Origin of the sequence: Chryseobacterium jejuense (assembly GCF_017877355.1) — a bacterium.
Classification (GTDB): Bacteria; Bacteroidota; Bacteroidia; order Flavobacteriales; family Weeksellaceae; genus Chryseobacterium; species Chryseobacterium jejuense_A.
Map to the genome: position 1 here is coordinate 20,050 of NZ_JAGIPR010000020.1, position 15,601 is coordinate 35,650.

Sequence of the window (15,601 nt, forward strand, 5' to 3'; positions counted from 1 at the left end):
ACTTACGATTTTTCTTTATTATACATGAATATTAAAAAAAACACAATGCACTGATTTACAGTATACAAAAATTGTAAAACAGAGTAAACAGCATATGAAATTTTCCGAATTATTCCTGTACTAGACTTGTACAGACATTGTGGTAATCCTAATATTGCATCAAAATGATAGCCGATTCTGAAAATAACATGATGAACCAACACTTCTCTCTACATTTATTTGGAGGGAGAAGATTTTTCTTATTGATCTTGTTGTTGATGAACTTTCAGATCGTACAGGCTGTTTGTCAACATCGTGAGGTTCCTTCATCAGAGCCTTCTCCATCATCACCTGCATTATTTATATCTGAGGGTACCATAGTTTCAGGTATGGAACAAATATATGATCCAAGCTCCAAAAAGGAAAAAATAAAGAAAGCTTTCAAAAGAAAAAATGTAACAGCATCCAACAAAAGAAAACAGAAAAAAGAGAAGATTTTTTCTCAAAGAGTTGAAAACAGCCCTAAAGCCGTATCAATCTTCATCAGGAATACTCCATCAGAAAAATCCCTATTGGCTATTTCTGACCATGATAAGCAGATTGTAAGACCCAATCAGCATACGATGAAATTCCTTCTATTGGGGTCCGAAAACAAAACACCGGTATTAGTGCATCTGCTGGACATTTTTCTGAAAAAGACTCATAAAGATCAATGGTTTTCAAACCTAAAGTTTTTCCGAAATTTCAACCGCCCGCCACCATTCATCAAAATAGCTACTGCTTAATTCAATTCATCAGGCAGTTCCTATCCTTTTATTCAGCGAAAAATTCAGCATGATTCATCCATTTCGCCGGGCTTATCCGACGCGAACAGGCAGTATTATGTATTGACCCCAAATAAAACAGATGATGATATTTCAAATCATAAGGTAAAGAATACCACACTGTAAACCAATCTGAGTAAGGATAGCGGAACAACTGCGATAATCAGTACTACAAACCTAAGCCTAAAAAAACTTGAAAGAACAAAAACACATCAGGATGCATCCTGACATACATTTAAACCCCTCTTAAAATGAAAAAAAAAACAATTTTACCAGCAACATTCCTTATTAGCATCACTGCTTTTGGACAAGTAGGAATCAGTACTGCAAACCCGCATCTCAGTGCTTCCCTGGAGCTGGCTTCCACGGATAAAGCGCTCTATCTGAACAGAGTGGCCAGTACTACAGTCATCAATAATCCACAATCCGGAATGGTAATCTATGACCTTACTGATAAATGTGTAAAAGCCTACCAAGGTAATCCGGCAGGATGGTCAGGATGTATTGTTGGAAACGGAGGACTTACCGGATCTGTTACCAACCTTAACTGTGCCGGTGCTTATTTTACCCCAAGTTTTGCCACTGTCGGGCAGACTTATAGCGGAACATTAACCGTTCCTTATACTGGTGGTAATGGCGGAATATATCCGTCACAAACCACTACAGTGAACGGACTTACGTTTAATCTCCCTTTAGGTGTTTTTGCTAATGGAGATGGCAATGTTGTGTATAACGTTACGGGAACTCCTACCACAGCCGGAACTACTTCGGTTAACATTACTATAGGCGGGCAAAGCTGCTCAGGAGCCAATGCTATCTCACTTACGGTGAATCCGGCAACAGGTAATCCTGGTGGTATATTACCAGGAACCGTTACACTGGTACAGAATAGCAAGTATTGGATAGCCTCTATATATGATAATGATTATCTGCCTTACACAAAGCCTACAGTGCCAGCCAACACATCTGTAATAAATGCTGATGGCAGTACAGATACATTGGTTGATGTACAGGGAAGCCTCACCACTACTGGCATTACCGTATACATTCCGGCTACCGTAACAGGAAGTGGTGGACTTGTTGCAGCATGGAGTAATACGATTACCATTCCGGCAAATCTTACACAGGATGGTATATCCAGACAAGTACAATTATCTTGGCCTGCACAAACCCTTACAACCTCCAGTACTTCTATTACCGCTACCCTCAAAGCCATTGGTGGAACCTTGAATGCCAAGAAATTAGACATTAATGCAGGAATAGGGAATGATTATCTGGGATTGTTATTAGGGACTTTCCAATATCCATACAACCAGGCTGGGGCACTCACTACTTATCAACTGCGTGACATACCTGGCATACCAGACAGGATGTTTGGACAGGTAGACAATAATGGTAAATACCAACACAATTTCCTTTACTTACCCATAACAGCAGAAGACGGCAAAATATGGCTAAACAATAACCTTGGAGCAAATTATGCTAATCTGGATCATCCGGCATTTAACCTTACCCAACAGGCAACGAGTACCACAGATGTAAATGCTATGGGTTCCCTCTTGCAATGGGGTAGAAAGGCCGATGGACATGAGCTTCTAGAAAGAAATATTAGTGATTCAAGTTATGGGACTTTTAAATCAGGAGTTGTATATGGGCAGGTAGCAACCTGGAGCCCTACCTATCCTTATAGAATATTTTCAGCACCTACTCATGTTCCTAGTGAATGGACATCAGCTACTGTACCACCAGCAGGAAACAGATGGTTGGCTTCTTCCCCCAACAATCCGTGTCCTCAAGGCTTCAAAGTACCTGTAAGAACAGAATGGCAGGCAGAAATTACGGCTGCCGGCAGTAATGGTCTATATTCAACCACCCAAAAGTTAAAATTAACTTATGCCGGAGAGGGTTTTGATGATACGGTAATATTTAATCCAAGCGTTCCCGTCTATTCGGTAGCAGATGGTTATAATGGCACTCAAACATATACTTTAATGAATAGTTCTGTTGTCGGACCTAATATAGGCAATTGTGAAGTAGATAAGGCTAAATCCGTACGTTGCATTCAGGAGTGATGAACATCGGACAATAAAAGAAATATATAAAGACACCAAACCTTACTAAGTATTATGTTCTGGTTGAAGTTTTGGAAACAGTCATAATTTTTGCCAAATGACTTCTTTCCTATAAAACAGGAAGCCAACAAGCACTCAATACTAAGGTTTGGTTTACTCTGAAACCAATAAAAAATCATTAAATGAAACCTAATAATATACTTAAAAGAATAATGACTGGCATTGCACTCATATTCGGGGTCATCTCCTATAGTCAGATCGGCTTAGGTACACCAACTCCACACCCCAGCTCAGACCTTGACCTGGGAGCTGCCAATAAGGCTCTTTATCTGAATAGAGTATCCAATACCACAGCCATCAACGATCCGCAACCAGGTATGCTGGTCTTTGATGTGTCCGAACATTGCGTAAAAGCATACCAAGATGATCCTCCAAAGTGGTCCGGATGCTTGGATTCGGTATCCGGTACTGTTTCAGGATTTACTTGCTCGTCTGCATCATTCAGCCCAGCAACAGCTACTCAAGGAGCTGCATATACAGGTGCACTTACAATACCCTACACAGACGGCAATGGCGGGACTTACACGACACAAAGTTTCACCCAGAATGGATTGACATTTACCCTTACAGCCGGAAACTTCAGCATAGGAACCGGAAACCTGGTATACAACATCAACGGTATTCCTATTGCTTCCGGAACTACCTCTGTAAACATAATGGCAGGAGGACAAAGCTGCAACGGATTGACGTTGAATGTAAATCCGTAAGAATAACAAACCGTCCTTTTTTGGAAATAACAATATCAAAAAAGAAAACATTCCATTCATATAAACCTAATTAAAAATCATGAAAAAACTACTTCTACCCATAGCAATTCTACTTGCTGTAACAGGTACTGTACAATCTCAGATTGCCATAGGAAAATCGACAGTGACCAATGCTTCGGTATCCTTGGAGTTTGCAGATACAGAAAATCGGGGATTGATACTTCCCTATGTAGAAACGAAGACAGGAATTACGGAGAACGGTACGATCATTTATGATACCACCGATCACAAAGTAAAATACCTGAAGGATTCCGGTACGTGGACCGATTTAAGTGTTGACAACACGGGAACAGCTAACATTTTGATTCAAACCAGCAAAATTGAATCTACAACGGCAAAAACAGCCATCGGATCAGCAGCGGCTACAGACGGCACACCGGGAGTATTGGTTTTAACCGATACTAATAAAGCGATGATATTGCCTAAAGTGGCGAGCCCACACCTCAACATCATTAACCCTGCCCCCGGAATGATGGCTTATGACACCATGAAAAAACAAATAGCTGTATATAACGGTACAGTTTGGAGTTTTTGGAAACCTTAAACCAATAAAAATGAAAGAAATACAGTTTTATTAATCCCATTCTTTAAAAACACCCTTTGTCGGAAATCCGGCTAAAAACTATAAAGTCATGAAAAAACAAACCGTCCTTTTCTTCATATTCCTGATTATGGGTAATATGATGATTCTGGCACAGAACTGCAACATCAATGCAGGAGCCAATGCCGTCATTTGCGGCACATCGACCAATCTATCGGGAAGCCCGGGCGGCAGTACATCAGGAAATCCGTTATGGACCCTGATATCCAAGCCTTCCGGCGCACCGGATCCGGTTATTGTAACACCCTCAGGTTACAATACCAATGTTACAGGAATGACCTCTCCCGGAAATTATGTATTCCAGATTGCCCAGACCTGTACGACAGGAACGGCAACCTCACAGGTAACCATTACGGCTCCGGGAGCAGTCTCTACCTTTACTGCAGGGCCTGACATCACCAACGTTTCTGCCCTTACAGGTACTGCAACCTTAAACGCAGTAATTCCTGCAGGGTATACCGCATCGTGGACTTATTATAACATTTATAATAAAGAATTCTATAGTCAGACTACCACCGCGAATGCAACCATGTCTAATACGACAACGGCAACCCCTACCCTGACCCTTGTAAAGAAAGCTGATCATGACATTGATCCGGCTTATCGTGCAGTATTAAGGATAACCTCTATCAACAATCCAAACTGTTGGTACGAAGATGATGCTATTGTCAGATTCATTCCTAATCCTCAAATAAGTCTTCCTGCAACTCATAACAGATGTTATCCTTCAACAGATACCAACCGGTATATCAATTTGAGCGGGACCTCACCAATGTTTGCAAGCAATACGACAAACTCATCCGGAAACCCGGCATTTGGGACAACAGTTACTGTAAATGTCATCAGCCAGCCGGCTGGAGGTAATATTTCATTTTATCAGATAAGGAATAATTCAATGTACTTCAATGGTGTAAATGTTACAGGAAGTTATGTATTCACCATCACTGTCACCAATGCCAATGGAACATACACTACTCCTCAGATTACCTATAATTACAATGGAACAGATCCTAAACTAGTAAGTTTTATTGATGCTTCCCATCCTGAACAAATGCAATCTTACTATGCAAGTGGTAGCGGTGGCGCTGTATACTGCAATATGGCAGGAAAAACAACACCTATTACTGTCTATTTCAAAGTTGATCCCTCAGATCCGGCAACGCTTACCACAGCAGTTAGCAATTCCGGGATTGTCCCTCCGGGAGGAAATCCTTCTTTGGTTTTGAACGGAGATGGAACGATGAACAGAAATGTAGTAGCAACACCCCCTGCCGGAGGTTGGCGAGTGGGAACCTACATCGTTAATTTATCAATCAAAAATGGAACCTGTGGTAATAGTCAGGATTATTATATTCATATTTCAGACGGCAGCCGTCCGAATGTGACGGTTCCTAATACTACAATATGTTACACTGGTTCCGGTGTTGTGACCGCTACAGTTCCTTTACCTACGGTATATCAAGGAGTAGTTAACACCAGTTATCTTCAGGAGTTTTCCGGCAAATATGACTTTACCTTGGTTTCAAAACCAGCCGGAGCAGCCAATCCTGTTTACGAATCCAGTAATCTAAGAACATTTACCAATACCTCTACCACGATAAGTAATCTAGATAAGCAGGGAGAATATGTCTTTAAAATAAAGGCTGTTCCTAATGCTGGAGGTGTGGATTCCGGATTCATTGATCAAGAATATGCCTGCTCTGGGACTTCTCCTGAAGGTACATTTTCCATATTCGTATCCCCACAGGTCAATGCCAATGCAGGATCCAATCAAACCTTGGGAATAGGGGCAACACAAGCTTCCCTCAACGGAAACAATCCGGGAGTGTCATCTACAGGTTTATGGGCCGTGGTTTCAAAGCCAGCCGGAGCTCCAGATCCGGTGATAACCAATCCATCTTTATACAATACTAATGTTACAGGACTTACCAGCTCCGGAACGTATACTTTCAGATGGACTGTTACCACCGGTACTTGTACAAGTACCAGCGATCTTACCGTTACAGTTGTAGCTCCTGGCCCTGGTGGAGTTCAGGGAGCCAATTTTTGGGTAAAATCAGATGATGCAGGAATGATTGCTACAGCATGGAAGGACCATTCTGTAAATGCGGATAATATTCCGAATGTGGGTGGGGTGACATTATCTCCAGCAGACAGAAGCCATAATTTTAATCCTTACACTACCGGTTATACCACTTCTAAATTCTTTTATAATGCAGCTTCTGTATTGAACCCTACCAATGGAGAGTTGCCTAATATATCTCATTCCATTTTTTCAGCAGTAAGACCCACTACAGCAGGAACCGGACGTATTACAGGAATTGATGATGAAACAACATATGGTTCCCAGCCCGGCGTTTCAATTGCGAATGGAAAACCAAGGCATTATGAATATCTGAATGTTATAACGTCTACAGATTTTTCTGCAGCATTCAATAATGGTATTTCCAATATTTTCTCGGCAATAGCAAATAATTCTATTGCTAACGGAGGATCTTCTGCTTCATCAGGAGGAGAAAAAATATTAGGTCTGAATGGTACTTATGAAACAACTTCATTTACCGGATCTAATAAATTTCAGTTATATGGCCGTAATCTAAGAGTAGGCCATGCCGGCTGGGATGCACCTGGTGCTTTCCCTGGAGATATTATGGAAATTTTATGGTTCAAACGTGCCCTAACAGCGAATGAACAGTCGAGGATAAATTCTTATCTGGCCGTAAAGAATGGGGTTACATTGAACGAGAATTATCTTTCAACAACCAGCGATGTAATATGGGATCGAACCATTAATACTGGTTACAACAATAATATTTTTGGTCTTGCCAAGGATGATCTTACCTTATTACATCAAAAGCAATCTGGAAGTACAAATAATGGACAAAAGCTTGTCATTTCCACAACAGGATTTGCGGATAGTAATGCAGCCAACAATACAGGTTTAGTCAATGACATGCAATTCCTGATAACAGGAGATAATGGTTTGGAGCAAAGTCTTAAAACGCCATTGTCGTACACTTCTGGTTCTAATGGAGTGGCTAACTACCGTTTTGAATCTATATGGAAAGTGCAAAATTCAGGAAGTGTAGGAGCAGTAACGATTGCCTGGCCTAAAGGGGTAAAAAACATGTATCTGGTTCAATCTTCAGATGCTACAATTGATGGCACTGACAGCTTTATTCCAATGGTCACTGAGGTTACGGTGAACGGAGTGGTATACAATACAACAAACGTAACATTGTTAAACGGGCAATATTTTACCTTTGCCGGTTTTGCTTATGCGCCTGGTGGGGTATTCTCTGCTGCCTGGTATCGTGCAGATGATGTTTCAAACCTATTCTCAGATGCAGGCACTACTGTAGCTGCAGATAATGCAACTGTTCAGCAGTGGAATGAATTCAACAACAAACCATTCTCTCTTCTACAGTCAACAGCAGGTTATCGTCCGAAGTTTTCCAATGCCGCAACATTAGCCAACTTCAACCCAACTGTAACCTATGATGGAACTCAAAAATGGATGCAGTATGCCCCGGCAGATGCACAAGGATATATGTTGAATAAAAGCAAAGGAGCATTATTCTCTGCTGGAAATACAACCAGTGCAACATCTTCATTATTTGGATTTGGAATAGCAGGATCCGGCAATGCAATGGATGATCCAGGTCTGTACAGCTTTACTGGAAATAAATTTTTATTCTATCCTGTAATAGGTGAATATGCCCCTCAAAGTACTTATACCATCAATGGTTCTTACATCGGTGGGGGTACTTGGGAAAATGGTGCAGGAACAAGTGGAAATAATGCTGTTAATATCACATTAAACGGTTTTCATCAGACTTATAATACCAATATTTCGAATGTAAATACCGACGTAAGCCGTAATGCCCTAATGGTTGGAAAAGCGGATGCAGGGGCACAATTAGTTGGGCAACAAAATGAAATGATCGTTTTTGCTGATAAACTAACCGATGAAGAAGTAAATAGAGTAGAATCTTATCTTGCTATTAAATATGGGCAAACCCTGAACAAAGAACAAAATAGAAATTATTTGAGTTCTACAGGTACAATAGTTTGGGACGGATTAGCAAGCAGCTATTACAACAATATTCTTGGTATTGCAAGGGATAATACTTCTGCTCTGCACCAAAAGCAATCGCAAAGTGTGAATGATGGTCAAAAATTAATCATAGGTGCTGGAAATTCATTGGCGGAGACCAACGCTGCCAACACCAACTCCCTAGCAGAAGGACAATTCCTTATCACAGGAGACAATGGTCTTAAACAAATCCTGAACACGCCATTAGTATACACAGCAGGAATGAATGGAGAAACCAATCATCGTTTTGAAGCGATCTGGAAGGTTCAGAATACCAATGCTGTAGGAACTGTGACGGTGGCATGGCCTAAAGGGGTTAAAAACCTTTATCTGGTACAGTCTTCCAGTTCTGTTTTTGATGCAACGTCTACTTTCACCCCAATGACAACGGAAACAACCGTAAATGGTGTAGTATACAACATAGCCAATGTAACATTAGCTAATGGACAATATTTTACTTTTGCAGGATATTTATATGCTCCTGGAGGGGTTTCCGGAACAGATTTCTGGATCAGATCTGATGATGCAGCAGATATCGCAACCGCATGGAAGGACAATTCCATCAACGCTAATGACATTCCTGCCGTAGGAACGTGGGCTCTTTCTTCAGCTGACAAAGCCCATAACTTCCATCCGTACACTACAGGGTACAGCGCTTCGAAATTATTCTATAATAATGCTTCAGTAATGAACCCTACCAATGGAGAGCTGCCTAATATTTCTCATTCCATTTTCTCCGCAGTAAGACCTACTACGGCAGGAACCGGACGTATTACGGGAATTGATGATGATGCAACCTTTGCTTCTGAACCTGCAGCCTCAATTGCCAATGGAAAACCAAGACATTATGAATATTATAATGTTATCACCTCTACAGATTTCTCTACAGATTTCAATATAGGTGCATCCAATGTGTTCTCGACAATAGCAAATAATTCAGTTGCCAACGGAGGAACATCTACTTTCTCGGGTGGAGAAAAAAGATTAGGATTGAATGGTGCTTATGAAACAACTACCTTCAACAACACGAATAAATTCCAGATTTATGGTCGTAACCTAAGGGTAGGTCAAGCCGGATGGGATGCTCCCGGAGCTTTCCCTGGTGACATCATGGAAGTTATTTGGTATAAACGTACCTTAACAACCAATGAACAGTCAAGAATCAATACTTACCTTGCTGTAAAGAACGGTGTTACCCTGAGTGAAAATTATCTTTCCACAGACAGCAATGTGATTTGGGACAGAACCAACAATACCGGATACAATAACAATATCTTCGGTATTGCAAAAGATGAGGTCACTGTATTGAACCAAAAACAGTCAGCAAGTGTCAACAGTGGTCAGAAGCTTGTGATCTCTACAACAGGACTTGCCGAGAGTAATGCAGCCAATAATACTGAGTTACCAAGCAACCAGCAGTTCTTAATGGTTGGAGACAATAATCTGAAACAAGGACTGAAAATGCCTTTAGCTTATACGAGCGGAACTAACGGTGAAACGAATTTCCGTTTTGAAGCAATTTGGAAAGCCCAGAATACAAAAAATGTTGGACAAGTAACAGTTGCCTGGCCAAAAGGAGTTAAAAACCTGTATCTGGTACAATCTCCGGATGAGATGTTTGATACAACAGATAGCTTTACCCCAATGGCAACGGAAGTTACCATCAATGGAGTGATTTACAACACAGCCAATGTAACCTTAAGTAATGGACAGTTCTTCACTTTTGCAGGTTTCGGACGTGCTCCGGGAGGGGTTGTGAATAATCTTTCCTATTGGTATAGAGCTGATAAAGACGCCGTTAACACAGGAGATGGAACAGATATTACAGCATGGACTGATCAGTTCTCAGGAACTACTTCAGCACAGCTGGGAACCAATGCCCTTCCAAAATTCAAGGTGGGTGCTTCCAATTATTTCAACTTCAACCCAGGTGTTAACTTTACGGCAAATACTCAAACCATTGGAAATACATCAGTAAGAACCTTTGGCAATAATACCTATGATATCTTTATCTTGACAAAAGATGGATTATCAAACCCTGGCGGTAATGGAAGAATATTTAGCTCTTTATTGGATAATTCTAAATTAAGTGGCAGTATCAACTATTGGGATGGCTTTGGCGATATGTATGACAATAGAACGGAAAGAGTGAGAGCCGATGAAGGGTATAGATATCTTGCTAACCCTGGAGGAATACGGTCAACAACAATTCCAAGTATTGTATATCACAATCTATTAAATACCACTACTGGTAAAGGAATCAACGGAGGTGTCGTTTCCATGAGTGGAACACATACCTCCATAGACTTTCTAAACGGAGGACATACCTTCGGTTCTACACAAATAGGCTCCAATGGAAGTGATAATGGAGGTTTTGTTGGAAATCTGGGAGAAACGATTGTTTATGGAGAAGGTAATCTTACAATTCCAGAAAGAAGAAGAGTAGATTCCTATCTTGCCATCAAATATGGTATTACGCTGGGACAGGTAAATACAGACCATTATCTGAATACGGATGGAAACATAGTGTGGAACGGAGCCGCTAATACTACATTCAACAATAATATCTTTGGAATATCCCGTGATGATATTGAAATGTTAGAACAAAAGGTCTCAAAAAGTGTGAATACTGGAACGATTCTTACCGTTGCTACAATCAATGACTTTGCTTCTCCAAACCAACTTGCAGCACGTACAGGATTTGCGAATGACAAAACCTATTTCTTACTGGGAGATAACAATGTTACAGCAACACCGCTTGTCAACATCGCGGTTTCCGGAAATACGCTGCAGAGAATCCAGAGAACATGGCTGTCTCAACGCTCTAATACTCCTGGGGGTCTATACTTCGAGGCAGATCTTTCAGCCTATGGAACTGCTTTCTCAGCTGGAAACAATATCCAGATGATTGTAGCAGATGATGCCGCTTTCACAACGAATGTAAAAACTGTCCCTGGAGTATTTACCGGCGGCAGATGGGTATTCATGAATGATTTCAATGTAGATAATACTGCAAGATATATCACGTTTGCTGAAGGAAAAACTTATTGTTATAAGCCTGGTGCTATTGCTACAGCCGGTAATCCTGAATTGCCTACAAAAGTGGGAATTACTTCTCTTGGAAGGGCTGGAGCCGGAAGTGCAGACAACTGGCCAATGGTAAGAAAAGGAGGATGGTTAGCAATGGAAGCAAAAACCAAAGGGTTTGTACCGAACAGGGTTAAGTTCAATGCATCTAATCAACCTGTTGCTGCTGATGGGGTAACTCCTGTCATTACAGCTCCTGTGGAAGGTATGATGGTATATGACATCACCAACAAATGCATGAAGGTATACACCCTTAAAGAAGGTGATTCATCCATGACTTGGCATTGTATATCTACACAGACATGCCCTGATTAAAAACAAGTTAGTTCATTAATTGATAGATTCTTAGCTCCGGAAAACATTGTATAGAACGGAGCTAAGTCTACCAATTTAAAAACAATGGATTACGACATTCAATGGGATGAATTAAATAATTAAAACACTATAAGCAATACTATGACACAACATGCACAGCTATACATAACCTGGCACTGTGTCTACTTACAATACTTAGGCACTGACAAGTAGATAATAATAAAAAATGGTAGTAAATACCATGTCAACAATATTTTAATTGGAAGGCATTTACAGAATCAATATCATTCGGACATTGATTTACAGCACCGTGATGCTCTTCTCTCCCTTTTTAAAAGAAATAAGGCTTATGAATTCAAATTTCAGAAATATTCACATTGGAAAACTCATACATCTGCGGGTTAAAGAAAATAAGATTGACTTACATCGTATCTGTAATTTCATCAAATGTACAGAGAGAGAAGTCTCCGAAATGTATATGCAGGAAAGCCTATCCACCGATATCCTATTGAGATGGAGCAAGCTACTTGAATATGATTTTTTCAGACTCTATTCCCAACACCTGATACTCTACGCTCCACCTTCTGCCCCAATCCGGGAATCTGATGTCTCAAAACTTCCCCGTTTCAGGAAAAATATCTATACGCGGGAAATGATAGACTTCATTCTGGAACTGATAGAGAAGCAAGAAAAGACTAAACGACAAATTACAGATGAGTATGGAATTCCTTATACTACTTTATGCAAATGGATTGCAAAACATAATAAATAACAGCATCAAGCCGGAAATGAGAAGTTAGCAATATTCACCATTGGATAGCTTCATCTAGAATTTTAAAATTTATATAATGAAAAAACAGAGTCAACCTAATTATCAACGAATCTATTCGGACATCATTGAACAGAAATTTCCTTATAAGAAAGCAGAATGTGAAAAGTTACTGGAAAAAAAAATACTTTCTGCTCTGGATATTATGGAACTGAATAACAGAATTTTTGGTACTAAAGATCAAGATTTCAAAAAGATGAATCAACAACTCCGTTCCTACAATGAATCGGATATTCTATCCATCCTTAATTACCAAAAAAATCATAAAATGAATAATCTGCAAGTAGCTGAACACTTTGGATTGAGTAGAAATACCATGACCAAATGGCGAAGAATGTTTCAATGATATAATAAAAATTAACAAAAGAGCTCTTTTAGGGCTCTTTTGTTTTTATAAAGAACATGTAATAACATTCTATAAATCAACAAAATAACAATTAATTGAATTTAAATTAGGGCAAAGTATAAAAGCTAAACTTTAAAAGTATAATTAGCGATAAGATGGTCAGGAAATACAGATTTTAGAAATCAATTTAGCACCTGACTTTTTTAAAAAATTTCTTCCCAAAGATTCTGACTGATGGAAAAACGATTGGGTAAATTAAGATAGTTATAAGCTATAGAATTAATCCCTTTATCCTTCATATTAGTCATATTTCCATTCACATCATAATCAATCATATTATTACCCACTCCATACTGAAGATGGCCTCATTTTGGTATTATCTGTGTAATTTCTCGAAGATAATTGTTTATAAAAAATGCCACACGAAAAGATTCGTGCGGCAGCGGTGATATAAGAAGCATAAAATTTTTGTATTAAAAAAGATAGCAACTCCAGAATTAAATTTTTACCTAAAGAAAGTAACTGTATATTAGAATTTTATTTCTTTTTATCCTCTCCATATATCTTTTTTAGATTTTCAATTTGCTGGGCTTTCTGTAAAGAATCTTCTCTTCTTTCTTTTGCAACAATTTCTGGAGCATAGGGGCCAATTTGATTTTTTCTTGCACGATGGTCCATAAAATATACTGAATATATCAAGTTGAAAATTATACCTCCAATACCTATCCAAACAATTAATCTATATTTATTATTTTTCGTTTCTGGAAGTTTATCAAATTCTTGTATATAATTCTTATAGTTGTTATTATGTTTAAAAATGAAATAGTTAAATAAGATTATAACAATTACAGAGACTATATAAGCTCCTTTTCCAAGATCAAGATCAAAATAATATATTAATGAAAAAAAAGTAATTATCCCTAAAAAATCAATTGATACATCAGCAACAAAATTGTAGGAGAAAAGTGTGGGAGATCTTTCCGCATTTTTATATAGCGTGTAATATATATAATTATATATCGTTTTTATTTTTTTCATTATTTAAAATTTTATAGCAGAATTACTAAAAAATGGATGTCCTGTCGTCTGTTGTTCATATTTTTCAATTTTGTCAGCGGTTTCAGATGCACCAACCCATCCTCCTGGGTAATAATTATCTACACCAAAATAAACAGTACTGATGATGGCACCAGGTATTCCTCCTTTTAGTCCCACATATCCCATAATAGTATTAAAACCTGCCTTACCAGGATGAACAGCGTTGGGAGAAGTTGGATCTTGATAATAAGTTTTTACACCCCAAGCGTCCATTCCAACTCCAAGTCCAAAACTAGCCTTACCTGCAAGATTACCAATTTTACTCAATCCCATAGTTCTAGTATATTGATTTTTAATAAAAACATTTCCATTAGCATTAGGACGATATAACTTAAGAGAAGATCCGTAAGTCGTGACTCTTACTTGACCAGATAAATTTTCTACACTAGCTGCTGCTGTTGCAATTCCCCAGTTTGCACGTCCTCCGAAACCATACCATTCAATAGTGTTATCTGGTCTGTAAGGATAAAATTCTTTATAAGATCTTCTAATTTCAGGTATATTTGGAGCCGAAGTATTCTGAGGTCTAGGAGCAGACATCCCACCACCATTACACACCAAACAATTAGATGGCATTACAGAAGCAGTATTGGAAGCCATTGCCCTAATTGGAGCATTTACTACCACTTCCCCCACATCAATAGGACTTGTTGCTGTTCCTATGGACTGTGGATTACCGGGACCTGAGCCTCCAGGGATTGGATCACCCTCCAAACCTGTGGGATCTGCAAAGAAAATAGGGTTTTGGTAAGCATATCCATAAGGATCTAATGTCTTTCCGCTTAAAGGATCGTGCTGCCCAAATATGCCCAGTTCAGGTACGTAAAACCTAGCTCCTAGATCATAAAAACCATTCTCCTGTAATTCCTGGCCTAAGAATTTATACTTATAATTAGTCCCGAATTCAGTTAAGAGAGAACTACTGTTATACCCTTCATGCTTTAAGCCAAAAGCATAATAGTTACTTTCTTCCTGGATCATTATTCCGCCTCCGTTAGCTTTGCTGTAACTGAACCTTACATTTCCCAGAAGATCTTTATACTGGTAAACATATTCATCCCTTTCTGCATTATAAAATCCTTCCCCGGTAGGGAAAAATTTCAGAGTGCTGTCTTCATACTGGAAGCCATCCAGGTAATCTGTAGCTTTTGTGCCAAAGAGCTTCTTTACTTTTGTGCCGTCGGCCCTGTAAATATAAGAAGTATTTCCTTGTGATGCTACTGTAAGCCTGGGAAGATTTAGATAATTGTACTTTATGGAAGAAATCCCTTTATCTGCCATACTTAGCATATTCCCGTTATCATCATAAGCAATCAGATTTCCACCCGCAGGATATCCCGAACTATTGGCTTTGTTATCAGTAGCCCTTATCATTTTATTAGAATACCCGGACGCGTCATAATCATACCTCAATTCATCAATCTGTAAGGCAGGTCCTACCCCTGAAGGTGCTTTTGAAAACCTGTCCAGCGTTTTGATATTACCATTGATATCGTAAGACATCTTTTCATCATAAAAATGATTATG

10 protein-coding genes are annotated in these 15,601 nt (G+C 39.3%); 7 read left to right on the forward strand and 3 right to left on the reverse strand.

The features are described from left to right. The first annotated feature begins 164 nt into the window (after positions 1-164). From J2772_RS23780 to J2772_RS23810, 7 genes are all read left to right on the forward strand, one after another. The gene (locus tag J2772_RS23780; protein WP_209921470.1) at positions 165-764 is read left to right on the forward strand and encodes a hypothetical protein; all 600 of its coding nucleotides are present in this window, start codon (positions 165-167) and stop codon (positions 762-764) included. Between the two features lie 290 nt (positions 765-1,054). Beyond that, positions 1,055-2,875, forward strand: a complete 1,821-nt coding sequence (locus tag J2772_RS23785; RefSeq protein WP_209921472.1) for a hypothetical protein — start codon at positions 1,055-1,057, stop codon at positions 2,873-2,875. A 182-nt stretch (positions 2,876-3,057) separates the two neighbouring features. Further along, a complete protein-coding gene (locus J2772_RS23790; RefSeq protein WP_209921474.1) occupies positions 3,058-3,642 on the forward strand; it encodes a hypothetical protein in 585 nt (194 codons plus the stop codon). Between the two features lie 79 nt (positions 3,643-3,721). Continuing rightward, positions 3,722-4,246 carry a hypothetical protein gene (locus J2772_RS23795; RefSeq protein WP_209921476.1) on the forward strand — a complete coding sequence of 175 codons (525 nt, stop codon included), beginning with the start codon at positions 3,722-3,724 and terminating at the stop codon, positions 4,244-4,246. An 88-nt stretch (positions 4,247-4,334) separates the two neighbouring features. Beyond that, a complete protein-coding gene (locus J2772_RS23800) occupies positions 4,335-11,801 on the forward strand; it encodes a hypothetical protein (protein ID WP_209921478.1) in 7,467 nt (2,488 codons plus the stop codon). Between the two features lie 349 nt (positions 11,802-12,150). Next, complete coding sequence (locus tag J2772_RS23805; RefSeq protein ID WP_209921480.1) at positions 12,151-12,573, forward strand: transposase; 423 nt, start codon at positions 12,151-12,153, stop codon at positions 12,571-12,573. A 76-nt stretch (positions 12,574-12,649) separates the two neighbouring features. After that, positions 12,650-12,976 (forward strand): helix-turn-helix domain-containing protein, encoded by a 327-nt coding sequence (locus J2772_RS23810; RefSeq protein WP_209921482.1) that lies wholly within the window; start codon positions 12,650-12,652, stop codon positions 12,974-12,976. A gap of 203 nt (positions 12,977-13,179) precedes the next feature. Here J2772_RS23810 and J2772_RS24330 read toward each other — a convergent pair whose 3' ends face one another. The 3 genes from J2772_RS24330 to J2772_RS23820 all read right to left on the reverse strand — a co-directional run. Further along, on the reverse strand, positions 13,180-13,311 hold the full coding sequence (locus J2772_RS24330) for a hypothetical protein (protein WP_262899074.1): 132 nt from the start codon (positions 13,309-13,311) through the stop codon (positions 13,180-13,182). A 202-nt stretch (positions 13,312-13,513) separates the two neighbouring features. Next, positions 13,514-14,014: a hypothetical protein gene (locus tag J2772_RS23815; protein ID WP_209921484.1), complete on the reverse strand. Its 501-nt coding sequence runs from the start codon at positions 14,012-14,014 to the stop codon at positions 13,514-13,516. A 3-nt stretch (positions 14,015-14,017) separates the two neighbouring features. Further along, positions 14,018-15,601: RHS repeat-associated core domain-containing protein (locus tag J2772_RS23820; RefSeq protein WP_317194532.1), on the reverse strand; the 1,584-nt coding region annotated here is incomplete at its 5' end.

What these genes read in the sequence shown, in the direction of transcription:
- J2772_RS24330 (WP_262899074.1), bottom strand. Translation starts at nt 13,311, where the DNA reads ATGATTGATTATGATGTGAATGGAAATATGACTAATATGAAGGATAAA.
- J2772_RS23810 (WP_209921482.1), top strand. Translation starts at nt 12,650, where the DNA reads ATGAAAAAACAGAGTCAACCTAATTATCAACGAATCTATTCGGACATC.
- J2772_RS23800 (WP_209921478.1), top strand. Translation starts at nt 4,335, where the DNA reads ATGAAAAAACAAACCGTCCTTTTCTTCATATTCCTGATTATGGGTAAT.
- J2772_RS23780 (WP_209921470.1), top strand. Translation starts at nt 165, where the DNA reads ATGATAGCCGATTCTGAAAATAACATGATGAACCAACACTTCTCTCTA.
- J2772_RS23790 (WP_209921474.1), top strand. Translation starts at nt 3,058, where the DNA reads ATGAAACCTAATAATATACTTAAAAGAATAATGACTGGCATTGCACTC.
- J2772_RS23815 (WP_209921484.1), bottom strand. Translation starts at nt 14,014, where the DNA reads ATGAAAAAAATAAAAACGATATATAATTATATATATTACACGCTATAT.
- J2772_RS23805 (WP_209921480.1), top strand. Translation starts at nt 12,151, where the DNA reads ATGAATTCAAATTTCAGAAATATTCACATTGGAAAACTCATACATCTG.
- J2772_RS23795 (WP_209921476.1), top strand. Translation starts at nt 3,722, where the DNA reads ATGAAAAAACTACTTCTACCCATAGCAATTCTACTTGCTGTAACAGGT.
- J2772_RS23785 (WP_209921472.1), top strand. Translation starts at nt 1,055, where the DNA reads ATGAAAAAAAAAACAATTTTACCAGCAACATTCCTTATTAGCATCACT.